27 protein-coding genes are annotated in these 26,897 nt (G+C 28.8%); 7 read left to right on the forward strand and 20 right to left on the reverse strand.

Features of this window, described 5'->3' with window-relative positions:
* Window positions 1-69 precede the first annotated feature (69 nt).
* Together KXZ80_RS08695 and KXZ80_RS08700 are read right to left on the reverse strand one after the other, a co-directional pair.
* Entirely contained in the window at window positions 70-1,719 is a 1,650-nt protein-coding gene (locus KXZ80_RS08695; protein ID WP_021433092.1) for a hypothetical protein, read from the reverse strand.
* Window positions 1,720-1,829: 110 nt separating this feature from the next.
* Entirely contained in the window at window positions 1,830-2,393 is a 564-nt protein-coding gene (locus tag KXZ80_RS08700; RefSeq protein ID WP_021431393.1) for a hypothetical protein, read from the reverse strand.
* A 381-nt stretch (window positions 2,394-2,774) separates the two neighbouring features.
* On the opposite strand from KXZ80_RS08700, the gene KXZ80_RS08705 reads away from it, so the two are divergent.
* Complete coding sequence (locus KXZ80_RS08705; RefSeq protein ID WP_021431394.1) at window positions 2,775-2,939, forward strand: hypothetical protein; 165 nt, start codon at window positions 2,775-2,777, stop codon at window positions 2,937-2,939.
* A gap of 19 nt (window positions 2,940-2,958) precedes the next feature.
* Here KXZ80_RS08705 and KXZ80_RS08710 read toward each other — a convergent pair whose 3' ends face one another.
* Entirely contained in the window at window positions 2,959-3,519 is a 561-nt protein-coding gene (locus KXZ80_RS08710; protein WP_021433093.1) for a TVP38/TMEM64 family protein, read from the reverse strand.
* A 264-nt stretch (window positions 3,520-3,783) separates the two neighbouring features.
* Here KXZ80_RS08710 and KXZ80_RS08715 point away from each other — a divergent pair, with 264 nt between their 5' ends.
* From KXZ80_RS08715 to KXZ80_RS08735, 5 genes are all read left to right on the forward strand, one after another.
* Window positions 3,784-4,644 carry a YitT family protein gene (locus tag KXZ80_RS08715; protein WP_021433094.1) on the forward strand — a complete coding sequence of 287 codons (861 nt, stop codon included), beginning with the start codon at window positions 3,784-3,786 and terminating at the stop codon, window positions 4,642-4,644.
* A 57-nt stretch (window positions 4,645-4,701) separates the two neighbouring features.
* Entirely contained in the window at window positions 4,702-5,094 is a 393-nt protein-coding gene (locus KXZ80_RS08720) for a lecithin retinol acyltransferase family protein (protein ID WP_021431397.1), read from the forward strand.
* 352 nt (window positions 5,095-5,446) lie between these two features.
* Window positions 5,447-6,850, forward strand: coding sequence for an alanine/glycine:cation symporter family protein (locus tag KXZ80_RS08725; protein ID WP_021433095.1), 1,404 nt, complete (start codon window positions 5,447-5,449; stop codon window positions 6,848-6,850).
* A 108-nt stretch (window positions 6,851-6,958) separates the two neighbouring features.
* Window positions 6,959-7,783 carry an alpha/beta fold hydrolase gene (locus KXZ80_RS08730; protein WP_021433096.1) on the forward strand — a complete coding sequence of 275 codons (825 nt, stop codon included), beginning with the start codon at window positions 6,959-6,961 and terminating at the stop codon, window positions 7,781-7,783.
* 107 nt (window positions 7,784-7,890) lie between these two features.
* On the forward strand, window positions 7,891-8,751 hold the full coding sequence (locus KXZ80_RS08735; RefSeq protein ID WP_021433097.1) for an SDR family oxidoreductase: 861 nt from the start codon (window positions 7,891-7,893) through the stop codon (window positions 8,749-8,751).
* An 83-nt stretch (window positions 8,752-8,834) separates the two neighbouring features.
* On the opposite strand, the gene KXZ80_RS08740 is transcribed toward KXZ80_RS08735, so the two are convergent.
* The 8 genes from KXZ80_RS08740 to KXZ80_RS08775 all read right to left on the reverse strand — a co-directional run bounded on the left by KXZ80_RS08740 (window position 8,835) and on the right by KXZ80_RS08775 (window position 17,117).
* Window positions 8,835-9,344: a TDE2712 family protein gene (locus KXZ80_RS08740; RefSeq protein ID WP_021433098.1), complete on the reverse strand. Its 510-nt coding sequence runs from the start codon at window positions 9,342-9,344 to the stop codon at window positions 8,835-8,837.
* A 381-nt stretch (window positions 9,345-9,725) separates the two neighbouring features.
* The gene (locus tag KXZ80_RS08745) at window positions 9,726-11,354 is read right to left on the reverse strand and encodes an ABC-F family ATP-binding cassette domain-containing protein (protein WP_021433099.1); all 1,629 of its coding nucleotides are present in this window, start codon (window positions 11,352-11,354) and stop codon (window positions 9,726-9,728) included.
* Window positions 11,355-11,529: 175 nt separating this feature from the next.
* Complete coding sequence (locus KXZ80_RS08750; RefSeq protein WP_021433100.1) at window positions 11,530-12,546, reverse strand: molybdopterin-binding protein; 1,017 nt, start codon at window positions 12,544-12,546, stop codon at window positions 11,530-11,532.
* Between the two features lie 10 nt (window positions 12,547-12,556).
* Complete coding sequence (gene mocA, locus KXZ80_RS08755; protein ID WP_021433101.1) at window positions 12,557-13,132, reverse strand: molybdenum cofactor cytidylyltransferase; 576 nt, start codon at window positions 13,130-13,132, stop codon at window positions 12,557-12,559.
* A gap of 1 nt (window position 13,133) precedes the next feature.
* Window positions 13,134-13,844 carry a selenium cofactor biosynthesis protein YqeC gene (gene yqeC, locus KXZ80_RS08760; RefSeq protein ID WP_021433102.1) on the reverse strand — a complete coding sequence of 237 codons (711 nt, stop codon included), beginning with the start codon at window positions 13,842-13,844 and terminating at the stop codon, window positions 13,134-13,136.
* A gap of 14 nt (window positions 13,845-13,858) precedes the next feature.
* Complete coding sequence (locus KXZ80_RS08765) at window positions 13,859-15,025, reverse strand: MalY/PatB family protein (RefSeq protein WP_021433103.1); 1,167 nt, start codon at window positions 15,023-15,025, stop codon at window positions 13,859-13,861.
* Window positions 15,026-15,122: 97 nt separating this feature from the next.
* Window positions 15,123-15,782 carry a transmembrane-type terpene cyclase gene (locus KXZ80_RS08770; protein ID WP_021433104.1) on the reverse strand — a complete coding sequence of 220 codons (660 nt, stop codon included), beginning with the start codon at window positions 15,780-15,782 and terminating at the stop codon, window positions 15,123-15,125.
* A 141-nt stretch (window positions 15,783-15,923) separates the two neighbouring features.
* Window positions 15,924-17,117 carry a pyridoxal phosphate-dependent aminotransferase gene (locus tag KXZ80_RS08775; protein WP_021433105.1) on the reverse strand — a complete coding sequence of 398 codons (1,194 nt, stop codon included), beginning with the start codon at window positions 17,115-17,117 and terminating at the stop codon, window positions 15,924-15,926.
* A 245-nt stretch (window positions 17,118-17,362) separates the two neighbouring features.
* Here KXZ80_RS08775 and KXZ80_RS08780 point away from each other — a divergent pair, with 245 nt between their 5' ends.
* On the forward strand, window positions 17,363-18,208 hold the full coding sequence (locus tag KXZ80_RS08780) for a sulfurtransferase (RefSeq protein WP_021433106.1): 846 nt from the start codon (window positions 17,363-17,365) through the stop codon (window positions 18,206-18,208).
* Between the two features lie 55 nt (window positions 18,209-18,263).
* Here the strand turns inward: KXZ80_RS08780 and KXZ80_RS08785 are convergent, their stop codons facing one another.
* The 9 genes from KXZ80_RS08785 to KXZ80_RS08825 form a co-directional block, all read right to left on the reverse strand.
* Entirely contained in the window at window positions 18,264-18,557 is a 294-nt protein-coding gene (locus KXZ80_RS08785) for a hypothetical protein (RefSeq protein ID WP_021433107.1), read from the reverse strand.
* A gap of 78 nt (window positions 18,558-18,635) precedes the next feature.
* On the reverse strand, window positions 18,636-19,442 hold the full coding sequence (locus KXZ80_RS08790) for an aminoglycoside N(3)-acetyltransferase (protein WP_021433108.1): 807 nt from the start codon (window positions 19,440-19,442) through the stop codon (window positions 18,636-18,638).
* Between the two features lie 307 nt (window positions 19,443-19,749).
* Window positions 19,750-22,014 carry a xanthine dehydrogenase family protein molybdopterin-binding subunit gene (locus KXZ80_RS08795; protein WP_021433109.1) on the reverse strand — a complete coding sequence of 755 codons (2,265 nt, stop codon included), beginning with the start codon at window positions 22,012-22,014 and terminating at the stop codon, window positions 19,750-19,752.
* Between the two features lie 3 nt (window positions 22,015-22,017).
* Window positions 22,018-22,467 carry a (2Fe-2S)-binding protein gene (locus KXZ80_RS08800; protein WP_021431424.1) on the reverse strand — a complete coding sequence of 150 codons (450 nt, stop codon included), beginning with the start codon at window positions 22,465-22,467 and terminating at the stop codon, window positions 22,018-22,020.
* Window positions 22,461-23,252 carry an FAD binding domain-containing protein gene (locus KXZ80_RS08805; RefSeq protein WP_021433110.1) on the reverse strand — a complete coding sequence of 264 codons (792 nt, stop codon included), beginning with the start codon at window positions 23,250-23,252 and terminating at the stop codon, window positions 22,461-22,463. The genes KXZ80_RS08800 and KXZ80_RS08805 overlap by 7 nt, the downstream gene beginning before the upstream one ends.
* Before the next feature lie 174 nt (window positions 23,253-23,426).
* A complete protein-coding gene (locus KXZ80_RS08810) occupies window positions 23,427-24,662 on the reverse strand; it encodes a cation:proton antiporter (protein ID WP_021433111.1) in 1,236 nt (411 codons plus the stop codon).
* An 87-nt stretch (window positions 24,663-24,749) separates the two neighbouring features.
* A complete protein-coding gene (locus KXZ80_RS08815) occupies window positions 24,750-26,099 on the reverse strand; it encodes a uracil-xanthine permease family protein (protein WP_021433112.1) in 1,350 nt (449 codons plus the stop codon).
* Between the two features lie 241 nt (window positions 26,100-26,340).
* Window positions 26,341-26,502 carry a hypothetical protein gene (locus KXZ80_RS08820; RefSeq protein WP_021433113.1) on the reverse strand — a complete coding sequence of 54 codons (162 nt, stop codon included), beginning with the start codon at window positions 26,500-26,502 and terminating at the stop codon, window positions 26,341-26,343.
* A gap of 23 nt (window positions 26,503-26,525) precedes the next feature.
* Window positions 26,526-26,708, reverse strand: a complete 183-nt coding sequence (locus tag KXZ80_RS08825; protein ID WP_021433114.1) for a hypothetical protein — start codon at window positions 26,706-26,708, stop codon at window positions 26,526-26,528.
* Window positions 26,709-26,897: the final 189 nt, after the last annotated feature.

Consider the following 26,897-nt stretch of genomic DNA (forward strand, 5'->3'; position numbering starts at 1 on the left):
AGTTGTTATTGCAACTATTTTCACAAAAATAAAAAACTACATAAACATGTAGTTTTTTATTTGTTATCTTTACTTTTCGGGTTTACTTTCTTCAGCTTTCGCTTGATTTATACTAATATTATCAAATTCAATTAATTCTATCAACCCTTTTTGCTCTTTATCATAACCAATTTTTATAGTATCGCCTTCTTTTGTTAAAGGAACTTCATGCGAAACTTTAGACGTTACAACAAATATAGAGTCATTCATTCCTTCTATTGTAAAGTAATATGCAGTATTCCCATCTATTACATCTGAATTTATTCTTTGCACTACCCCTGTAGTTACTTGTTTTGTATCATCATTTGCAAGTTCTACAGTATTTCCTTTTGATTTTAACTGTTCTCTATAGCTTCTAAATGCATCTTCTTTATTGTCACCTATTCCAACTATATTAAAATCTTCTACTGAAACAAAGGCAACCATCTTAACTAATCCTGCCTTATCTTTTAAAGACATTACATATGTAGGTTTCCCTAATATATTATAAACAACAGGGAATGTCGCCTCATAATTTTTTTCTTGTACCTTACCTGTTGCAGATACCATAGCTGCGGTTTCTGTTGCTCCTGGTTGTTTATAAAGTTTAGCTTCTTTGGTTCTAGTATCAACCAACATAAATCCTATAGTTGAGTCATCCCCTCCTGCAGAAGTTATGCCTGTATACCAATATGATTTTCCATCTTCACCATATACTAATGATGTTCCTTCAGTAGCTACTAACACACCTTTTTCTGATATGACAGCATTTAAAAATCCACTTACAAATTTACCCCAATCATTTATTTGCTTAACTATAAATTCTTCTGGTTGTATTCTATCTATCCATTTTGGAGCATCTTTTATATCATAACTTTTAACTTCCCCAGTTTGAGTATCTACAGTTGCTATTCCTATAGCGTTTTGCCCTCCATATCCAACTGCATTTTCATATAGCGAAACTACCCAATAAGGTTTTCCTTTATCATCTACTTCTAATGTGAAATCCGTCATACCTACGTTAGTATATCCTTTTAAATACATGTGTCTTCTTAAATCTTGATGTAAGTAAGCTTCAGGTTGATATACTATTTTTATAGGTTTTCCATCAACTTCTTGAACAAGCCTAACATCTTGTGGATTTGTAGCTGATACCCTTACATATCCGCTTGTCCCTTTTATATTTGTGACCCACTTTATTGCATCTCTATGTACTAATGGTGCTACCCAACATAATTCTCCATCTACATTTTGAATATGAAACTTCCCAAGTTTCGATACACTACCTATAGCAGGGACTTCTCCTAACTTTTTATCCCCTAATTTCATAGCCATATCTTCGTCTACTAGCCTAATTTCATTTGCATTCACAGGGCTTACATCTTTTGCAAAGTTACTTTCTTTAACATCTCCTAGTAAATTTCTATATGCTTTTGAGTGTAATACCGGTGAAGATGTTAAAAATGGTACTACTATAATGTAAGCTATTAACACTGCAGCTATTGAGAAATTTCGTTTAGCTAACTTTGATGTTTGCTCTCCTTTGTCAAACATCATATCAAGTACTCCAGCTATTACGAAAAATATAACTAGTGTTGAAAATAGCGAGGTAAAATCTAATCTAAGTACAGGTAATTTTATTATTGCATATATAGCTACCATTACCAACGCTATTCCATACGTTTTTAAAATTTTTTTCATTTATTACTCCTTCCTAATTTTTAAAATATTTGTAATATTTGTTAATATTAATTATAACCATTTTTTGTAAAAAAATAAATACTCCTTAAAATTATAAGGAGTATTTTTCTTTACACACTACTTAAACTATATTCAAATATTTTTTCTTTTGCTCTATATTCACTTAATAATCCTTCATACTCAAGTGTCAAATCCTTATGATTAAAGAAGTCATTTGGCTTAATTGCACATGATGGCTTCTCAAATAAGTTTATCCCACTATCTTCTAACATATCTGCTACAAAGTGAGAGCACACATATTTATTCTCAGCTTCTCTAGGTTTGTTTCTAGATAAATATAAAAGTGCTAACACATCATAATCATATTTATCTCTGTTTGCACTTATATTTAATATATTTTTATATAAATTGTTATATTGTTCATTAGTTACATATAATGAGTATACTCTACATCTAGTATTCGTTTTTATAGCGTATAAACCTTCATTTATATTTTCCTCTACGAATCCAGCAAATAAAGGTGTTTTTGGATTTAATCTTCCAAATGAATACATAGGTCTTAAATACTCATTAAGAGCTATAGATACGTGTGCATAAGGAGTTTTTGATATACTTTTGATTAAGTAAGAAAGAGCAGTTCCTGTATATGTTGTTACTATATATACCTTCTGCATTATTTAACCCCCCAATGTCTTGGCTTATAATAATATTTATGATAACTACTCTATTTTATCACCATTTTAATCAAACTTCAAATATTGTTTTTGTAACTTTTTAAATTTTAATTTATTTATTCTAAAAAGATTATACTTCAAAATAGTTTTTATAAATTAAATTTAAAGTTAATTTATAATGTAAAATATAAAATTCAATTTTATTTCTTTCCTTATTTTATAAATAAGCTTTTCTTTTTAAAGACTTTGTCTAAACATGTCTCATTTTTAATTAACTTTAATATAATATAGTATAACAATTTTATTAATAATACTTTTATTATTTTTTAAATTATATTTTGATAATACTTTATTTTTTTAATTTTATTAGGAGGCATTATAATGAAGCTTACACAAGAACAATTAATACTTAAAAGAGATAATAGATGTATAGAGTGCGGATGCAAATTAAATGGTTTATCATACTCTACTTACTTTGAACAAAATACAAATGTAAAAAATTTCAAATCTAATTTATGTCCAAATTGTTTATCAAATAAAAAATAGACTATACTTTTGTATAGTCTTATTTTGCGCTATTAATTCTTTTATTAACTTTATTTCCTAAAATCCAGAACACCAAAACTAATATTACTAATGATGTAACTTTTAGAGGATCTGTTATAAAAGTTTTTATATCATTTCCTATGTAACTTATGACTAAAAACATAATAAATTTACCCAATATCATCCCCGGTACAAAGTTACTTAATTTCATTTTTGATATTCCAGCAGTTATAGTTATTAAGAAATCAGGTATAAAAGGACATAAATAAACTATAAACATCATACTAAATCCTTGCCTTTTTACCCACTTTTTAAATTTATCTACTTTTTCGTTATTTATTCTTTTTATGAGTTTAGAATCTGAAAATTTTCTACAGATTAAAAATAAAACTATTGAACCTACAACTGATCCAACCCAAGATACTGAAAATCCAAGTCCTATTCCTAAAACAAACGCATTAGCTCCTACTATAGCAACCAGTGGTAATGCCGGTATAAAAGTTTCTACTATTATTATTATAAATCCTACTGCAGCCACTAATAATTTATATTCTTGCAAGCTATATATTATTTGTTCCATATATTAGCACCTACCTAACCTAGACTTTATCTATATGTTTTAATTTTTTTATAAATTTAACTTTATATTTTTTATACTTATTATTATATTCAAAGTTATTATATATATTTAATAAAATCATATTTAAAAATATTTTTTAATATTAATTTATTATTTCAAATTATTTTAAAATTTCCACTAATGGAAAACATATTCCCTTTATAAGTAAGTTTTTGTTATACTATACTCTATGGAATTATGCCAAATATTTTTGCGAGGTGTTTTATGGAGAAAAACGTTTTTAGGGATTTTTTATTACAGTCTTTAGGACTGGTGGTTGGATGTATTTTTATGAGTATAGGAATAAACATGTTTTTTAAACCTTATACAATTGCACCTGGAGGACTTAGCGGTCTTTCATTAGTTTTAGGAAAACTTACAGGTCTTCCTATTCCTGTTGTAATGCTTGCTATAGGTATTCCTTTAGTAATATTTTCAATTAAGATCTTGGGAGTTAAAGATTCTATAAAAACTCTTATTGGAATGACTGTGTTTTCTATAGTATTAGGTGTTACATCATCGCTATCTAATTTTGATGTAACAAAAGATGTATTATTATGTTCTATATCTGGTGCATTATGTCTTGGCATTGGACTTGGTATAGTACTAAAAATGGATGCTTCTACAGGAGGAACAGATCTTATTGCACTTATGCTAAATAGAGCTTTCCCAAGTATCCCTCTTTCAAAGTTTATGGTTATATTAGATGGTATGGTTGTTATATCTGCTGGTATCGCTAGTAAAAACTTAGAAACAGCGCTTTACTCAGGAGTAGCACTTTACATTATAGTTAAAATAGTTGATGCGATAGTTTCTGGTCTTAATTACTCAAAAGCATTTATGATTATATCTAATGAGTCTGATATTTTAAGAGATGGCATAACTAAGGAACTTGATAGAGGTGTAACTTTCCTTCAAGGTAAAGGAGGATATACTAATGAAGATAAAAATGTTTTATTAGTAGTTGTTTCTAAAAAACAAGAAGTTCATCTAAAAAAAGTAATAAAAAATATAGATCCATCAGCATTCATAATTGTTAGTGATGTTCATGAAGTTTTAGGTCAAGGATTTAAATCAATAGCATAGTAACATTCTCCTCTTGAAATCATAATTTACTTATATATGATTTTAGGAGGATTTTTTATGTCTAATGCTAATTATGGAGACTTAATATGTTCAGATCATGGATTGTATAAGCATTTTGGCATATATATAAATGAAGATTGCGTTATACATTATGATGGAAAGATAGATGATAAATTTTTACGTAAGATGTGTATTAGAAAAACTAATATGGATAGATTTTTAGCTGGTAATGAAAACTTTAAAGTTTGTAAGTTTAAAAATAATTTTACAGAACCTTGTGAAGTTGTGCAAAGAGCTAATTCTCGTATTGGAGAGCAAAACTTCAATATAATTTTTAATAACTGCGAACATTTTGGACATTGGTGTAAAACGGGAGTTAGTAAGTCCAATCAAGTTGATTTTATAATTTTAATTATAATTTTCACTATATTATTAAATTACTCTTTATAGATATAAAGAGTTTTTTTATTAATAAATTTATTTATTTTTACTTTATTTATATAAATTGCAATTTATATTGCAGATAAAAATAAACAGATATACAATATAATTGAAATACATTTTTATATTTAATTTTTCAATATCATTTCAAATTTAATCTTTAAACTAAATCCTTAAATTTTCAATACTTAATTATAAGATTTTATTAAAAAACACATATTACTTTAAATTATTGTGTTATCACAGAATTTTTCTATTTTTTGATTCATAACTACATATTGAAAAATTCTTTGATATATATTGTGCGTACTTTTTATTTAAAATAGTATGCAAAATAAAATAGCAAAGGGGTTGTGTTATATTGGAGTTACTAACAAAAATCGTAGAATCTGTAAATGGTGTTTTGTGGGATAAGAATATTTTGCTATTCTTGCTTGTCGGAACAGGTGTATGGTACACATTCCAATTAAAGTTCATCCAAATTAGAGGTTTTGGAGAAGGTTTTAGAAGAACTTTTGGTGGCTTATTTAAAAGGGGTGAAAAAGCTGATAAAGATGGAATGTCTCAATTTCAATCTTTATCAACTGCAATAGCTGCTCAAGTAGGTACAGGTAACTTAGCAGGTGCCGCTACTGCAATAGCTGTTGGAGGCCCTGGTGCAATATTTTGGATGTGGGTCAGTGCCTTTTTCGGTATGGCAACAATTTATGCCGAAGCAACAATGGCTCAAAAATACAAAAGAATAGGTGCAGATGGTACAGTAACAGGTGGTCCTGTTTACTATATAGAAGCTGCATTTAAGGGTAAGTTTGGTAAAGTTTTAGCTAGCTTTTTTGCTGTGTTTATCATATTAGCATTAGGATTTATGGGAAATGCAGTTCAATCTAACTCTATAGCAGACGCTTTTGATACAGCATTTGGTATAAGTCCAGCTGTTATAGGTATAATTTTAGCAATACTGTCAGTTTTAATATTCTCTGGTGGAATAACTAGAATAGCAAAAGTTACAGAAACAATAGTTCCAATTATGGCATTATTTTATATAATAGGTGCGTTAATTGTAATATTAGTTAATTTCAAAAACATTCCTTTAGCTTTTGAAGAAATATTTGTAGGAGCTTTTGCACCTCAAGCAATAGCCGGTGGTGTTGTAGGAGCTACTATTCAAAAAGCTATGAGTAAAGGTGTAGCTCGTGGATTATTCTCTAATGAAGCTGGTATGGGTTCTACTCCTCACGCTCATGCAGTTGCAAAAGTTGACTACCCTTCAGAACAAGGATTCGTTGCTATGATGGGAGTATTTATAGATACTTTTGTTATATTAAACTTAACTGCTTTAGTTATAATTACAACACGTTCAGTTACTCCAGATGGATCTCTTATAGGAACTGCTCTTACTCAAGCTGGATTCTCAGCAGTATTCGGTAAGTTCGGAGATATATTTATAGCTATTTGTATGTTCTTCTTTGCCTTCTCTACTATAATTGGATGGTACTTCTTCGGAGAAGCTAATATAAAATATTTATTCGGTACAAAAGCCGTTAAAATATATGTAGTACTTGTAGCTATTTGTGTTTTCCTTGGTACATTGGGTGAAGTATCAATAGTATGGACAATGTCAGATATGTTTAATGGATTAATGGTTATACCTAACTTAATTGGTCTGTTAGCTCTTACTGGAGTTGTTAAGTCCGTTCATAACGATTATATCCGTATAAACGGTGGAATTAGTAGCAAAAAGAAAAAGAAAAATCCTACCGCTTAGGTTTATATAATAAAAAGCACTCTATTTAAAGAGTGCTTTTTTTAATTCATTAACAAATATATACAAACTACCATAATATATAAGGACAACATCTACGGGAGGTATATCATGAAATATTTTATTAAAGTCGAAAAAAATGTAAGGTTATTTGTTGAGGATATAAATAAGGATTCAGAGAAAGCAATATTATTTGTTCACGGTTGGCCTTTGAACCACCGTATGTATGAATATATAATTGAAAACTTTGCACAAAAAGGGTATAGATGTATAGCTATAGACCTTAGAGGATATGGAAAATCTGATAAACCTTCAGCAGGTTATGATTACGATAGAATGGCTAAAGATATAAGACATATAATTGAAGCTCTCAAACTAGAAAACATCACTTTAATGGGTCATTCTATGGGTGGTGCAATCTGTTCACGATATATGGCTAAATTTAATGGTTACGGAGTTTCTAAGCTCTGCTTACTTAGTGCTGCCGTTCCTAAATGGGTAAAATCTATTAGTTGGCCTTATGGATATACTATAGATCAAGTAAACAGTATTATAGATAATTTTAAAAATGATAGACCTAATGCAATAATAACTACATCTGAATCATTTTTCTATAAATTCACTAGTCAAGGAATATTGGATTGGTTCTTTGACATGTGTTTAGAAGCTGCTGGGTGGTCTAGTGTAAATTCACTGTATGCACTTAGAGATGAAGAAGTATTTAATGATTTATCTAAGATAAAAGTACCTACTCTAATATTACATGGTGTACATGACACGGTATATCCATATTCTTTTGCTGAATATATGAGGGATACCATAGAAAATTCTACTCTAGTTTCTTTGACCGATGGAGGTCATGGAGCTTTTTATGAATGTAGGAATGATATAAATAAATCTCTTGAAGCTTTTATAAATATAGATCATATTAAATAAATTCTTCATATATCCGATCAATTAAATTACTAATAACTAAGTAGGAATAATTTATACTCACATGGAAATCATAGTCGTATACTAAATTTTAAAAGGAGAATAAGATTATGGTTTTTCCAACTTCATTTCCAAAGCAACATCAAGATTGTCAACCAGGACTTGAGTATAAGATGTCACCAAGTCCTATATATGACAGTCCATTATATAATAAACAAAATGATAAATTAAAAGATAAAGTGGCTATCATTAGCGGTGGAGATAGCGGAATAGGAAGAGCAGTTTCTATTGCTTTTGCAAAATCAGGATGCGATATAAGCATAATATACTATAACGAAGATGATGATGCTATGGTCACAAAGAAAAAGGTTGAAGACGAAGGTCGAAAATGCCTTTTAATTAAGGGAGATATAAAGGACAGTAAGTTTTGTAAAGAAGCTGTAGATACTACTTTAAAAGAATATAAGAAAATAAATATATTAATAAATAATTCAGCAGTACAATACACACAACAAAACTTAACCGATATAGATGATGAACAATTTGATAAAACTTTTAAAACTAATGTCTATGGAGCATTTTATCTAGCAAAAGCTGTACTACCTCATTTACAATGTGGTGATAGTATAATAAATACAACATCTGTTGTTGCATATCATGGACATGAAACACTATTAGACTACTCTATGACTAAAGGCGCATTAACAACATTCACTAGATCTTTATCTATGCAATTAGCAACAAAAGGAATAAGAGTTAATGCCGTAGCTCCAGGACCTATATGGACTCCATTAATACCTTCAAGTTTTTCTGAACAAGAAGTTGCAAAATTCGGTAGTAATAATCCAATGAAAAGAGCTGGTCAACCAATAGAGTGTTCAGGTGCTTATGTATTTTTAGCAAGTGAAGAGGCTTCTTTTATAACAGGTCAAACTATACATATAAACGGCGGAGAAATAATAAATGGATAGTTATAATAATTTTTAAACATAAAAACACTCAATCTATATAATATAAATTGAGTGTTTTTATTTTAAATGTTTATCGCTCCTAATTACATACTAAGAAGCTTTTCTTCTATATATTCATTAAATGGTTTTCCTGCTATTGTTACTGGGCCTTCCCCAAATAAATCTACTGTAATATTAAAGAAATTGATTATTAATTTATTTTCATCTATATAATATTCATCTATATGCCCTGGAATAAATATTACCTCATATTCTTCCTTACTTAATTTATCTTGCATATAGTCTAAATTAAGCTGCTTTACTGGTGCTATCATCATATTTGTAAATTCCAAATCTTCAAGCATCCACATATGTTTATTCCAGTATCTACTTTCTTTTTTTGTTGGTTTATTCAGAAGCTCTCTGTTTGAAATTGCAGAAAGTACCTTTCTTACAGATTCCTTTGTAAAGTCTTCATCATATAGATATTTCATATCAGTTTCATCCGCTAGTCCTATAAAAAATGAATCTGCTATCTTTTCCTTTTGATGTACTGAATCCCAAATATAAAGCATCATTTCTAAAATTTCACGTTTAATTACAATTTTAGCCAAGTTAAATCCCCCTTTTTTCTTTAAATATTTTTTTATCTGCGAACTACTCTACACTTAAATTAATCTTCAGTTTCTGTTCCCAGTAGCCCCCCTAATTGGCTTGTGAATAGAAACAACTCTGATTGAATATTTTACAGTTTTGAAAGTTCTACCATACTACCAGTATATCACAAAATCAGGAATATTACCTCTTTCTATAATTTTTTAACCAATATTATACCATAATTTTACAACAATTCTAAAAAAATACCTCCTACATTTGAAAAAGTAGAACATTGACGTTCTTCATTTTATCAAATATAAAAGGTATTCCAAAACCTATATTATTAAGTTTTAATACTATCTAATACACATTAAGTGCCTTTAAATAATCATTAGCAATTATTTCTTTGCATCTCCGTACATTTCTTTTAATTGCTTTTGTATTTCTTTATTATCTAAATACTCATCAAGAGTAGTTTTTCTATCCATTATTCCGTTAGGAGTTATCTCTATTATTCTATTTGCAAGAGTTTGTATCATCTCTTGGTCATGAGAGTTAAATACTAATACTCCTGAGAATTTTTCTAAACCTTTATTTACAGAAGTTATAGATTCTAAGTCTAAGTGGTTAGTTGGATCATCTAATACTAAAACGTTAGCGTTTGATAACATTAACTTAGATAACATACATCTAACTTTCTCTCCTCCAGATAAAACTTGAGCTTCTTTTAAAGCCTCTTCTCCAGAGAATAACATTCTACCTAAGAATCCTCTTATGAAACTTTCACTCTTTTCTTCAGAGTATTGTCTTAACCAGTCAACTAATGAGTATTCTACACCATCAAAGTATTTATTGTGGTTTTTAGGAAGGTAACTTTGAGAAGTTGTTACTCCCCATTTGAAATCTCCACTATCAGCTGTATCTTCTCCCATTATTATGTTAAATAATGTAGTTATAGCTATCTCATCTCCTAAGAATGCTACTTTATCTTCTCTATCTAATCTGAAAGATACATTGTCTAATACTTTAACACCATCTACAGTCTTAGTTAAGTTGTTTACTTCTAAAACTTCGTTTCCTATTTCTCTTTCAGGAGTGAATCCTACATAAGGATATCTTCTTCTTGATGGTTGTATATCTTCTACTTCTAACTTATCTAATTGTTTCTTTCTAGAAGTTGCTTGCTTAGCTTTAGAAGCATTTGAACTGAATCTAGCTATGAACTCTTTTAATTGAGCTATTTTTTCTTCAGCTTTTTTGTTTTGATCTTTAGCTAATTGTAATGCTAATTGGCTTGACTCATACCAGAAGTCATAGTTACCAACATACATTTGTATTTTACCAAAGTCAACGTCAACTATGTTTGTACATATTTGGTTTAAGAAATGTCTATCATGTGATACAACTATAACTATAGAATCTTCTAAATCCATTATGAAGTTATTTAACCAGTTTATTGATTGGAAGTCTAAGTGGTTTGTAGGCTCATCCATTATTAGTATTTCTGGCTTACCAAATAAAGCTTGAGCTAATAATACCTTAACTTTATCTCCACCTGTTAATTCCTTCATTTGCTTATAATGTACGTCTTTAGCTATACCAAGACCCATTAATAATTTTTCTGCAGTTGTTTCTGCATCCCATCCATCAAGTTCAGCAAACTCACCTTCAAGTTCAGCAGCTTTTATACCATCTTCTTCAGAGAAATCTGGCTTCATGTATAATTCATCTTTTTCCTTCATTATTTCGTATAGTCTAGCATGTCCCATTATAACAACATCTAAAACTGTGTTTTCTTCGTATTTGAAGTGGTCCTGTCTAAGAACTGACATTCTTTCTTTTTCAGTTATAGATACATTTCCAGTATTTGCTTCTATATCACCAGCTAATATTTTAAGGAAAGTTGATTTTCCTGCACCATTAGCTCCTATTATCCCGTAACAATTTCCTTTAGTGAATTTTAAGTTAACATCTTTGAATAACTCTTTATCACCAAATCTAAGTCCTACATTTGTAACTTGTAACATTCGCATATTTCCTTTCTACTACTAAAATTTATAAAATTTTACAACTCTTCTAATGATATAACAAAATTGTAACTTAGTCAACTCTATAGAACCAATAAGTTTATTCTGTATAAGTTGGAATTACACAAAAAATATAGAAAGGTATCTATTTAAAAGACCTTCCTATATTTTATATCTATTTAGCAAAGTTACAAGCAGGATATGTACAAATATCGCAGCTCATGCAAAGACCTCCATGACCATATCTTGCTATATCTTCTTTTGTTAATTTCTCATCTATTAAAATTCTCGGTAATACAACATCTAAAACAGTAGTTTTCGCGTACATAGCGCACCCTGGTATCCCAAGAATCGCTGTATCTTTTTTATAACTTAGTAAAAACATAGCCCCAGGAAGTATCGGTGAACCATATGTTACAACTTCAGCTCCAGACATTTTTATAGCTGCCGGAGTTAAGTCATCTGGGTCTACACTCATTCCCCCTGTGCAAAGTATAATATCTGCACCTTGATTTAAAAAGTTATCTATTGCATCTTTAATCATTTCCGTGTTATCTGGACAAACTATCTGCCCTAATACTTCGCATCCATAAGAATCCATTTTATCTTTCATTATAGGCCCAAATTTGTCTACAATTCTCTTGTAATAAACTTCATTACCTGTAGTTACTATTCCTACTTTCTTTTTCTTAAATGGAACAACTTTTATTAATTTTTCGTCTCCTACAACAAGTTTAGCTTTATCTAGCTTCTCTTGTTCTACCATTAAAGGTATAACTCTTGTTCCTGCAACTTTAAGGCCCTTATGTACTTTATAATTATTATGTAAAGTTGACATCATTATATCATCAATACAGTTTAGCTTGAATAGTCTTTCAATATCTATTTTCAAAAGACCATCAACTGTAGATATAAAGTCTATTTTCCCTTCTTTGATTTCACTGAATTCTAAATTTTCCCCTGCCGTTAAATCTTTTAAGAATATAGCTCCATCATTTTCATGCACCATACCTTCAGTAGTTTCAAATACATATAGATGATCTTTTCCTAATGATAAAAGTTTTTCTATATCTTCTTCTTTTACTACATGACCTTTTTTAAATGCTCTTCCCTTAAATTCACCAGGTATTATTTGTGTTATATCATGACATAACACATGTCCTATGGCATCAATTGTTTTTATTTGTTTCATATACCCTCCCCTAGTTGCCTTTTAATTTTTTTAAGTTTTCATAATCTAATTTTGTATCCACATCTAAAAGTGTGTATTTACTTACATTTACATACTTTATTTTATCATATTCATTAATAACTTTTTTACCTTTTTCATCATTTTTTAAACTTAATAAATTATTCTTTAAACATGTGGGAAATATAACTGGGTTCCCAGTTTTATTATCACATCTTGGTATAACTATATATTCTTTGTTTTCCCCAAATTCATTAATAAGTTCTTTTACATCATCATTGTTTATTAGTGGCTGATCTCCCACAAAAAACATATATCCATCGCATTTACCACTATTTCTTATCCCTAACTTTATAGATTCACTTTGACCTATCTTCGCATTATCATTTAATACAAATTTAAATTGATATTTGTTTGCAATTTTTAAAACTTCTTCATACTGACTGACCACTATAACTTCTTTAAAGTCACATTTTTTTAAAGCTTCAAATGTATTTTCTATTATTGTTCTTCCATTGAAATCCATCAATAGTTTATTTTCTCCCATTCGTCTCGAGAATCCAGAGGCCATTACTATAGCACTAATCATATTAACCTTCCTTATAAAAGTTTTTGATTAAACTTCCATATATTATTTTTATACTTTCATCTTCTTTCTTTATCATACTAATAAGATTATCAACTAATTCTTCCCTTTTTTCATTATCTACTTTATTTATAAATAATATTTTTTCTCCAATTGAATTTTTAAATAATCCATTTCTATTTAGAACTATGTTTTTAAGATTTTCTAAAGTAATTCTGCCTTCTACTTTCCCACAAATTTTTAAAAATTCATCTAATCTATGTATATATCTATTACTTATATACATATCGTATGTAGTTATATCTAAAACGCCAATATTTTTAGTTGTTTTAGGATGAACTAAAGGCTCATCATATCTCCATCCTTTTAACTTTTTTCTTTTTGATCCATCTCCTTCAATCAAACTTATATCAAACTTATTTATAAATTCATCTAGTTCCTCATAGTTTAATCCAACTACTTTATTTTCTTCATTTATATATTTACCACAAATAGTAATACCTTTATCCAAGATAAAGGTATTACTCTTATCAGTTAGTATAATATTGTTATAGTCACTTGATTTTGGAATATATATTTTTGTTGTAGTAGTTAGTAAAACACTATATTCACTAGAGAGTTGTTTGCTTAAATAAGTTATCAAAGAGGTTTTACCTCCAGCTCCAACAACAGTTATAACGTCATTTTCCTTTATCTCTAGTAATTGTTCTAGCATACTTACCTCCAAATTTACATATTATCTACTGCATTTTTTAATCTTTCTAAAGCTTCTTTAACAGTAGATATCGGGCACCCTATATTCATTCTCATAAATCCACTACCACCTTTTCCAAAAGCTGTTCCAGTACTTAATGCTAATTTAGCCTTTTCAAGGAAAAATATTTCTAATTCTTCATCCGATAATCCCAATTCTCTACAGTCTAACCAAGTTAAAAACGTTCCTTCTTGTTTTATCACTTTAATTTTAGGTACATTTTCATTTACAAATTTTAATACATAATTGTAGTTACTTTCTATATATTCAAGCAACTCTTCAAGCCATGTTTCTCCTTTATTATATGCTGCAATTAAAGCCTCCGCACCTAAAACATTAGGAGTTGTACTGAATAGTTCTTTATATCTGTTTCTTAATTTTTCATCAGTTATAATAGCATTTGAAACATACAATCCAGCTAGGTTAAACGTTTTACTAGGAGCTGTTAAAGTTACTATGTTATCTTTATAATAAGGTGCTACTGTTGTCAATGAAGTATGTTTATATCCCTTAAATACTAGATCTGAATGTATTTCATCACTTATTATAAAAACTTTATAACTTTCACATATTTCTAATATTCTTTCTAGTTCTTCTTTAGTCCATACCCTTCCTATTGGATTATGAGGATTGCATAATATAAGAACTTTAACACCTGTAGATATTTTATTTTCAAACTCATCAAAATCTATTTCATATCTATTATCTTTTATAAATAATTCACTTTGAACTACATCGCATTTATTTTCATTTAATACTCTAAAAAATGAATGGTAAACAGGAGATTGAACTAATACCTTATCATTTTCTTTTGTTAAAATTTTCAGTAAGAAATTTATAGCTGTTACTACTCCTGGAGTGTATACTACATCTTCAACATTTATATCTACATTATGTCTATTTTTCATCCATTTTACAACAGATTCATAATAACCATTAACTGTATCATATCCTAAATTTCCTGTAGATAGTTTATTTTGTAATGCTTTAGTTATTTCATCACAAGTTTTAAAATCCATATCTGCAATCCACATCGGAATTATGTCATCTTCATTTGTATTGAAATTTTCTTTGTATTTATCATATTTAACAGCATTTGTTCCAAGTCTATTTACTCCCTCATTAAAACTATCCTTATACATACTCATCCCTCCCTGAATTTTATTTTACATATTTTAAATTTTATATTAATTCTATAAGTTTTTCAAGTTTCATAAGAGTTTATATCTTATTTTATACTTAATTTAAAGCATTTTTTCTCTTTGAAAATTTATAGATCAAATAAATGTATAGTATATCAAAGAATTGAATTAAAGCTATTATAAATAATTCAGTAGTTATTGATGGTATCATATTAGTAAATTTTAAGATAGCAACAGTCAATGTTCCCATCCATTTGAATATAGCTATATAGATAGACTGACCTGAAGTATTTCCTCTATTCAAAAGCATACTTACAAACAATATAGACATTATTAAGTTTTGTATATTCGCAATAAACCCAGATGTTTGAGTTATATCATCCTTAAATAATATAGAAAAATCATTTACAGATAAAATCATAAATAATATCGAACAAACTAAAATAAATACAGTAAAAATGTATAGTGATTTTTTGCTTATAATACCTATATATTTCCTAGATTTATATCCATATTTGAAAAAAGTGTATAATATTATTAAATCAAGTAATAACCAAGTTAAAAATATTATTTTTGCAAAAAGTAAATTCCCTGGAGGATATATAAAACTAAAAGTAAACTCCCAGGCCAGATTAAGACTTAGCGCAAATAAAGGCATTCCATAAGTTTTATCTTTAAAGCTTTTATGTATTATCAATATATAAGCTATACTCCAAAATACTCCACACAAAACTTGTAAACATAATTCAAATTTCAATTTTCCACCCCTATATTAAATCTATTATACAAATTTGTATATATAACTATTACAATTATATATAGTTAATAAATTATAAATCATTATTAAAATTAAAAAGACCTATACACTTAGTATAGGTCTTTTTTTTGCATTTATTTATTATCTATCTAATTTTAAGTAAGCTTCTAATCCTTCTTTTAATATCTTAGCTGCTTTTGATAAGTCTTCTTTATTTAATATATAAGCAAGTCTTATCTCGTCAACTCCAAGACCTTTAGTTTTATAGAATCCTTCAGCAGGACAAGGCATTACTGTCTCTCCATCGATTTCAAAATCGCTTAGCATCCATTTAACAAAATCATCAGCACTCTTAACTGGTAACTTAGCTACTATATAGAATGCTCCTGTTGGCTTTTTACATATAACACCAGGAACTTTTACAAGTTCATTGTATAAAACATCTCTTCTTTCTCTATACTCTTCATTTACTTCTGTTAAGTAAGAATTTGGAGTTTTGTAAAGTTCTACTGCTCCAATTTGCTCTAATGTAGGAACTGATAATCTAGCTTGACAAAGTTTTAATATTTCACCCATAAATTCTTTGTTTTTAGAAGCTAAAGAACCTATTCTAGATCCACATGCACTATATCTTTTAGATACACTGTCTACTATTATAACTCTATCTTCTACTTCTTTAACATTTCCTAAACTAGTGTAGTCTCCCTCATATACAAACTCTCTATAAACTTCATCTGCTATTATCCATAGCTCATGTTCTTTAGCTATATCAGATATCATGTCTATTTCTTCTTTAGTATAAACTACTCCACTTGGGTTTCCTGGATTTGAGAATAATATAGCACGAGTGTTTTCATCTATCTTAGATACGATTTCCTCTTTAGAAGGTAAGTGGAATCCGTTTTCAGCAAAAGTAGTTATTGGCTTTATTTCAACTCCAACTGCGTTTGCAAAACTATTATAGTTTGAATAGAATGGTTCAGGTACTAATATATTGTCCCCTTCATTACATATAGTTAACATTGTAAAGAATAAAGCTTCACTACCACCGTTTAATATTAATATATCTTCTAAATCAAAGTTTATATCATATTCTCTGTAGTATTTTTGTATTGCTTCTCTAAGTTCATGTAAACCTTCTGATAAAGCGTACTCTAAAACTTCTTCTTTATTGTTAGCTATTGCCTCGAAAAAGTTTTCCGGAGTTTTAATATCTGGTTGTCCTATATTTAAATGATATACTTTTTTCCCTTGTTTTTTAGCTTGTGCTGCATAAGTTAATAGCTCCATTATAGTTGAAGCTTCTACTGATTTTATTCTTGAAGAAAATTTCATATTTTTGCCTCCTAATTGTCCCTTTAATTATATTGATGTATGTGGTATACAATATTTCTTCTTTACCCATATTCTAACATATTAAAACAAATTAGTTAAACGTTTTTTTCAGATATTAAAAAGTTATTATTTTCTGTATTTTAAGTAAATTTCATAAACTATTGAAAATTACTCAATCTAAGTATATATTATTTACATAAGTTGTGAAAACAATTACATAAATTTTAATATTTTGGAGGGTGTTTATGACAAACTTAGTTAATGCTAAATGGTTAAAAGAAAATTTAAATAATGAAAATCTAGTTATTGTCGATTGTAGATTTGACTTAATGGATAAAGAATATGGTAAAAAAAGTTATGAAAAAAATCATATAAAAAGTGCAGTTAGAATAGATATAGAAACTGAATTATCTAGTAAAGTTCAAGAACACGGAGGTAGGCATCCACTTCCTACTGTAGACGAGTTAAAAAGTACTTTTGAAAACTTAGGTATAAATAATGATTCAATAGTTGTTTGCTATGATGAAGGAGATTTAGCTGGTCCATCTAGACTATGGTGGACTTTAAAGTATCTAGGTCATGATAAGGTATATGTTTTAGACGGTGGAATAAATGCATTCATTGAAATTGGTGGAGATACTAATAATGAAGTTACTACAGTTTCTAAAAATGGAGAGTTTGTAGTTAATGTAAATGATTCAATGAGAGTTGATATGAACTATGTAAAAGAAAGATTGTATAAAGACGGGGTTGCTATAATAGACTCTAGAGAACATAAAAGATACTTAGGTGAATTTGAACCTGTAGATAGAAAAGCTGGTCATATCCCTAGTGCAATGAACTATTTTTGGATGGACATATTAGAAAAAGATGGAGATAAAATAAATATAAAATCTGTAGAAGATTTAAAAAAACACTTTGAAAAGTTAAATGAATTTGACGAGGTTATAGTTTATTGCGGATCTGGTATAACTGCTTGTCCTAACAGTTTAGCACTTAGCGAAAGCGGAATAAAGCATAAAGTTTACTCTGGAAGTTTTAGTGATTGGGTAAGCTATGATGATAATGATGTAAATACTACAGTTCAATAATAAAAATAAAAAGGATGTTTCAAGTTTTATTGAAATCATCCTTTTTTGTTTTTATTTATACATTTTTAATAAGTTCTCTTTCAGCTTCTTTTTTATCCATGTATTCATTTAATCTTTTTTCTGCTATAACTTTTATTTCATCAAAACTCATTTTATTTTCTTTATTTTTAACTATCTCCATCCCAATTTCAAGCAACTCTTGATCCGTAAATTTACTTTGTATGTACTCCTCTATTCTTGGTATATCTTTAGGCTCTATATCTTTATATACTTGTGTCATAGCTATTAAGCTATTAACTAAATTAAAATCTGTTACTAAACTTAGTTTGCTTAAGTCTAAATTTTTCATACATATCCCCCATTTTCTTATTGATAATACTATTATAGCACATCATTAACGCAATTTTCTTAATATTGCATATTTTAATTATTTAGATTTAGATAAAAATTTCGTAGCAAAATCTACACATTCTCTCTGAGACATCAATTTACAATTTGCATTTCCTATTTTATAGTTTATAACCTTGTGATTATTTTCAAAAACTTCTCCAATATATCCAAAACAATCAGAATCGACTTCTAAATCTTCGAATTCTTTCCATACTCTCATTCCATTTTCTAGTATAGGTGCTCCTGATATAAATGTTTCTCTGCAGTTGCTTCTATACTCACTTAAATGAAATGATGTATTGTTTTCATAAGGCACACCTAGCAGAAGAACATATCCGTCTAAATCGTAAATTCTAGCTAATGGTGATTTTTCTGATAACCCATATTCTAAGCTATGGTTATTTGTTATAAATTCTTTATCTTTTCCATAAGCACTAAATGAAACTTGCGGATGATTACTTCTTGTTACCCCTTCATAACTTATAAAAGTTTGTGCTATTATTCCCATTCCTCTACATGGAGTTGTTAATTTATTAAAAGCTGGCATTTCATCTTTTATAATTTCATGCCAACTTTCAGGAACAGGTGGATTACACCAATATATTGGGTCAGAATAGTCTCCAGTGTGACTAGGCATAACTATATTACCATTTTCTCCTACAGCCTCTAAAAGAGCGTCTATAACAGATATAGGTCCTCCACAAACCCATCCAATCGAACTTAGAGATGAGTGTACTATAATAGTCATCCCTTTTTTAACTCCCATAGCTTTTAGATCTTTAAGTAAACTTGTTTTTGTATTAATTTTTAAACTTGATTTAATTATATTCTCTTCATTACTCATAATATCCCTCATTTAATTTTTCAATTTATTATAAATTCGATAAAAATAATTTCAAACCTTTTAATATATAGTTAATTTTATATAATCAATAAAAAATTCGCTTCGCTCATGTCGCTCAAATTTCATGTCGTCAACGTCCACTCGGTAAACTCGTGTCCGTTACTCAAACGACTCCGTACGTTGCTCAAAATATCATTTTTTACTTTCACCAAAACATATATATAGCTATGTTACATAAGTTATCCACAAACCTTAGTTAAGTATAATTTACTTAAACGTAAAAAAGTTAGGATAATTATCCTAACTTTTATTTATTCATTTCCATAAATACTTTCTCAGGTGTTATAGGAAGCGTATTAACTCTAACTCCACAAGCATTATATACAGATTCTTGTATAGCTGGTAGAGGTGTGTTTATAACAACTTCTCCTACTGATTTCGCTCCAAATGGACCTGTTGGTTCATTAGTTTCTACAAAATCTACTATAACATTTCCGACATCACATCTAGCCGGTATTTTATATTGCATAAATGTATTTGTATCCATATGCCCGTCATCTGTATGTCTAACTTCTTCAAACATAGCCATTCCTATACCTTGAACTATACCACCTTCAACTTGTATCTTTGCTAAGTTTTTATTTATAACTGTACCACAATCTACAACAGCAACATAATCAATAACTTCATATTTACCTGTTTCTAAATCCATCTCTGTTTCAACAAACCCAGCTATAAATGGAGGAGGTGATACTTCACTACCATGAGATGCATATCCTACTAACTGTTCTTTTTCTGGTCCAACTGTAAAATCAACCGCTATATCAAATACTGATATTCTATTGTGCTCACTATATACATACTCACCGTCAAATTCAGTATATTCTTTGTCTATTCCAAGTCTCTTAGCCCCTATATCTATTATCTTGTCACGAAGTATGTTAGAAGCTTTAACAACAGCCATTCCTGTGACATAAGTTGTAGATGATGCATAAGATCCCGGATCATATGGTACTACATCAGTATCAGCTGATATAACAGTAATTTTATCCATTGTAGTTTCTAATATTTCACATGCCATTTGTGCTAAAATAGTGTCACTTCCAGTTCCCATATCTGTAGACCCTACCATTAATGTGTAATTGCCATCATCATTTAATTTTATTTCCACACTAGCTGTATCAATACCTGCTATACCTGATCCTTGCATAGTAAGTCCCATTCCAACACTTCTAACTTTTCCATTTTCTAATTTTTTAGAAGGATATTTTTCATCCCATTTTATAAGTTCTTTTCCTTTATTTATACATTTTACTAAATCTACACTATTTAAAGTTTTATCATAAGCAAAGCTAGTTTCGCCTTCTTTTACTATATTTTTAAGTCTTATTTCTGTAGGATCTATATTTAATTTATGTGCTAACATGTTTATAGTTGATTCTACTGCAAAACATCCTTGTGTAGCCCCATACCCTCTAAGCGCTCCAGCTGGCATTTTGTTTGTATATACTACATTCCCTTTGAATCTAGATGCTGTAAGCTTATTGTACATAGGCATAGTTTTTTCTCCTACTAACCCAAAAGTCGTTGAAGCATGTTCTCCATATGCTCCCGTATCAGATAAAGCATCTATATCTATAACTTTTATTATTCCGTCTTTTGTTGCTCCAATCTTTACATCTAACTTCATTGCATGTCTACTTGTAGAACAGTTAAATGTTTCTTTTCTATCATAAATTATTTTTGCAGGTTTTCCTGTTTTTAAAGTTACAATTGCAGAGAATATTTCAACGCATGCAGTTTGTTTTCCTCCAAATCCTCCACCTATTCTAGGTTTTATAACTCTTATTTTACTTGAAGGTATATTTAGTGCTCTTGATAAGTGTCTTCTTACATGAAATGGAATTTGTGTAGAACTTACTACAACTAATCTACCTGTATGGTCTAAGTAGTTGTATGCTCTATACGTTTCCATCATTGCATGAGCTTGAGCTTGTGTATAATATGTTTCTTCGATTACAACATCACATTTTTCAAGTTCTTCTTCTATATTTCCCTTTTCATACAAATGTTTTGATACTATATTTCTTTCTCTTTCCATACCTATATCAAAATTGCAGTGTCTCTCTTCATCATGAACTAACATTTCATTGTCAATTGCATCTTCCATATCTATTATAGGCTTTAAAACTTCATATTCAACTTTTATCATTTTCATAGCTTTTACTGCAGTTTTTTCATCTATAGCTGCAATTATAGCTACTTCATCGCCAACATATCTAACTGTATCTTCAAGTATCAATCTATCATATGGTGATGGTTCTGGGTATGATTGTCCAGCTAGTGTAAATCTATTGTTAGGTACATCCTTATAAGTTAATACACACTCTACACCATCAACCATTAAAGCCCTAGACGTATCAATATTTTTTACCTTTGCATAAGCATGAGGACTTCTTAAAATTTTAACAACTAGTGCATCTTTTGCTGCTAAATCATCAGTATATACAGGCTTACCTGTAGCTATAGACATTCCATCTATTTTATGTATTCCTTTTCCAACTATTTTCATCATTTATTTTACCCCCAGATAACTTTTGATTGCTCTTAATTGTCCCATGTATCCTGTACATCTGCATAAATTACCAGTTAGATAGTGTATTATCTCCTCTTCTGTAGGATTACTTAATTCTTCTTTCATAGCTATAACTGTCATTATAAATCCAGGAGAACAGAATCCACACTGTTCCGCACCTTCGCTAACTAATATTTTTGCAAATTCACTAGCTTCTTTTTCTAATCCTTCTATAGTTGTAATTTCTTTATTTAATGCTCTAACTGTTAAAGTTGCACATGATAATGTAGGTCTTTTATTTATCCATACAGAGCAAAGCCCACAACATCCTGTGTCACACCCTCTTTTAACACTTAAATTTCCTAATTTTCTTAAACTATCTACTAAATATTCTTCTGGCTCTATATCAACTTTTCTCTTTTTCCCATTTACATTAAGTTCTACTAACATTTTGTAACCTCCATGATTGCTCTTTTGACTAATACTTTGCTTATTTCTTCTCTATATTCTTTAGATGCTCTCATATTTGTTCCAAATTCAATATCATTTTTTATTAAATCTATAGCTTTTTCTATATTTTCATCATTTAATTGATTATTAGATAAAAATTGACTAGCTTCTATAGCTACTTTTGCTCTTTGAGGTCTTGCTCCTATACATATCTTAAATTCATTTTCTAATTTAGCTACAGATACATTTAGTATTGGATAATCACTTTTAGCATTTCTCATAGACTTATAAACTGCATTTTTATTATTTTTATTTATATATATTTTAGTTAATATGTCTTTTTCATAATTCTTATTTAAAAACTCATCTAAACTTATTCTTCCACCTTTAAAAGTTTCTACTTCTGTATCTAAACAAAGAAGTGCTACTATTAAATCAGAAAATCCATATTTTGAAAATACGCTACCTCCAACTGTAACTACATTTCTAAATTGAACCCCTATTATATCTCTAACTGAATCAGTTAATATTTTAAAATTATTTTTTATAATATCGCTAGTTTCTAAACTTCTTAAAGTCGTCATAGCTCCAATTTCTATAAAATTGTCATCTTCTTTTATATAATCTAAATTAAGGTTGGAAAGTTCAATTCCTGTACCTATTCTTTTTTTCCCCATTCTTAGAAATGCTGTACCTCCAAGAATTTGATTATTTTTCCTCTTAGTCAATATTGAGTATGCTTCTTCTAATGTGTTTGGCTGTACTATATCAGTAAGTGTAAACATACTGTTCCTCCCTCTTTAATTATGCAAGTTATTTTATTAATCTATATAATTTTTTTAATTATATCACACTTTATTGTTTTACTTTTATTAAAATAATTTAATTATTCCTTAAATTTAGGTATAAAAATCCATTTAAATTTTTATACCTAAATTAACCTAACAGTAAATTATATGTTAATCTTCTTCTAATAATCCTAATTTTCCAGCTATATATTTAGTTGTACTACCTTGAATTATCAAAGTTATAAGTATTGTCATAAATACAATTGAAGAAATAATTTCATAACCAGGTATTTTCATAGTTGTAATTATACCGCAAAGAGCAGCTGGAATTACTCCCGTTTCTCTTACCCACATCATAAAAATAATTTCATTTCTAGACCATTTAGCTTTTTTATCAAATATTGTGCATATAAGTACACTTATTGGTCTTGCTACAAAAATAAGTCCTCCAACAACAAGCAATGACGGTAATAAATATTTCATTAAAACATGTAAATTAACTTGGCTTCCTAAAATTATAAATATCATCATTCTACATACTGTTCCTAAAGTTTCTACAACATTTAAATCAGTATCGTATGACCTTTGAGTTAACCAAATTTTAAAATTTTTCTTATTTCCATTTATAATTCCTACTATGAAACATGCCATATATCCACTTCCACCTAATTTAGTAGCTACTTCATAGGAGATTATAACTGATAAAACAGATACTATAGGTGCAAATTCCCTTAATACTCCATAAGGCTTATCACTTATTAATTTCAATAGTAAAATTCCAGTAATTACACCTACTACAACTCCGAGAATAATCATTATGCTTAAATTATAAATATTTTCTTGAAACGAAAATTTACCTGATAAAATTATAGTAATTACTGCTGAAGTTAAAATAGCTCCCGTTGCATCATTAAATGCTGACTCACTTATTACAGTTTGTTTTACCTTATCTTTAATTTTTACACTATTAAAAATAGGTACTAATGTTGCAGGATCTGTAGATGCTATTATAGCACCTGCAAGTAATGCTGAAATTGAGCTTATTTCAAATGATAATCCAATTATTTGTTTCATTATAAATGCTGATACTAAAACACCTAATGTTGATAATAGTAACACCGTAACTTTAACATTTTTTAAAACTTTCAAACTTATCTCTTTTCCACCTAAGTAAAGTATAAATGCTGATCCAAAAGTTAAAATTAATTGATTTTCAATTTGATATGAACTTATATCAATAAACTTAAAAAATGATGGTCCAATAATTATCCCAGCAATCAAAAATAATACAACATCAGGAATATTTATTCTCTCACTTAGCTTACTACATAATATCCCTGTTATAGCAACTATAGCAAATAGTATTAGTAAATTATTACTAGCTATTGTGTGAATTGATGTTTCCATAAAAAACCTCCTAAAAATTTATTTCTAATTAAATAATATGAAATAATTTTTAGGAGGTTCACTTGTTTTAATTTTACTAATCTATATTTATGAAGCTTGTGTACTCGAATTACCAACTTCTATTTTATTGTTTACCTCGGATTTTTCTTGTGGCAACACCATATTTAGGAATATAGCTATTATAGCAACTACTATAAGTCCTGAATCCCCAAATATTAATTGTATAGGCTCTGGCATTTGAGATAAAACACCTGGAACTAATGTTAATCCTACGCCAAGTCCTAATGCAACTGCAACTATTGTACTATTTCTATTATTTAAAGGTTCTGATGTTATAAGTTTTATTCCACTTACTGCAATCATCGCAAACATCATTACACTAGCTCCTCCTAATACACTAGCTGGCATTAAAGATATTAATGCTCCAAATTTAGGGAAGATAGCTGCCAATATTAAAAATCCAGCCCCTATTCCAACTACATTTCTATTTATAACTTTAGTCATCGCTATAAGTCCTACATTTTGCCCAAATGAAGTAGTTGGCATTGAGTTAAATAAAGCCGCAAGAACACTTCCAAATCCATCTGCCATAACTCCACCTGATATTTCCTCATCTGTAGCATCACGCCCTACACCTGAATGTGTAATAGCTGTTATATCCCCAACAGTTTCAACTCCTGAAACTATAAACATACATACAAATGCAAATATTGCATCTATATGAAACTCAAATCCAAATTGTAAAGGCATAGGAATAGAAATTAGTGCCATGCTTGAAATTTGAGAAAAATCTATTTTACCCATCGGTATAGCTACTATATATCCCACTATAAGTCCTATTAAAATCGAAGCTATACTAGTTATTCCTTTAGTGTATTGTTTACAAAATAAAACAGTTACCAATACTATACTTCCTAATAATAAATTTGATAATGATCCAAAATCACTTGCACCTATTCCACCGGCGAAATAGTTAATCCCTGTTGGAAGTAACGAAATCCCTATTGCTAAAACTACAGTCCCTGTAACTACCGGAGGGAAGAACTTTCTTATTTTACTTATATATGTACCAAATACAATTTCAATTAAACTACCAGCTAAACACGCTCCTAAAACACCTTCATATCCATATTTAGCTCCTACTGCTGTTGCAACAGACACAAATCCAAAACTAGTTCCCATAACTATAGGTAATTTAGCTCCAAATGGTCCTAGTTTATAACACTGAACTAATGTTACTAATCCAGACACTAACATCGCACATTGAACCAACATAGTTTTATCATCAAGGCTTAGTCCTAATGCTCCTGAAATAATAATTAATGGAGTAACATTTCCTACAAACATTGCAAGTACATGTTGAAGTCCTAATGGTATAGCTTCTTTAAGTCTAGGCCTTCCATTTAACTGATAAATCACTGAATTTTTTTCATTCATAAAAAATTTTCTCCCCCTTGAATTCGGTATATTATAATCTAAATTCGATTTAATATTCGTGTTTATATTTTGATTATATCAGATTTAAAAGTTTTATCAACCTAAAATCCGAATTTTTATTATTTTTTTTAAAAAATAGTACGTATTTCTAACTATAAAATAATTAATATAATTTATAGCATTAAAATGTAGTAATATAATAATAAAAAAGCTTATGTATTTTAATACATAAGCTTTTTTATTATTTATTATTATCTTTATGATCCTTATCTTTTTCATGTTTTTCATCACTTGTATTGTTCTTACTTATTATGTCACTCATAGATAAACTTGTATTTAATATCTCTTTTGTATATTGTAAAGCATTTTCATATTGTCCATTTTTAAATCTATTTTCAGTCATATGCTTCACTCCTTAAGATTATTTTAGCATGGAGGGAAAAAATTTTTATTTGCTAATCTATTCCCTAATATATCTGCTATTTTTTTATTTTGAGAAATTTCTTCAGCAATTTCCTCTTTATTATCATTTTCTTTTAATAAGTCTTTTATTTCTTTATTGTTATCTAAATTATTTTTATCTTTATTAGTATTTTTTTTATTAGACATAATTTTACCTTCCTTTAATATCGTTTAATACTAGAATGTCCATATAGCATTTATTTTAAACTTATAATTTTTTCTATAAAAAATCCGCTCATCTTACGTCGTCACAACTTCGTCAATTACTCAAAAAACTTTTTTACGCTATAAATATACAATGTTGATATAACTAAGTTCCATAAATTATCCATAGAT

Source organism: Paraclostridium bifermentans (assembly GCF_019916025.1).
In the GTDB taxonomy this organism is placed as follows: Bacteria; Bacillota; Clostridia; order Peptostreptococcales; family Peptostreptococcaceae; genus Paraclostridium; species Paraclostridium bifermentans.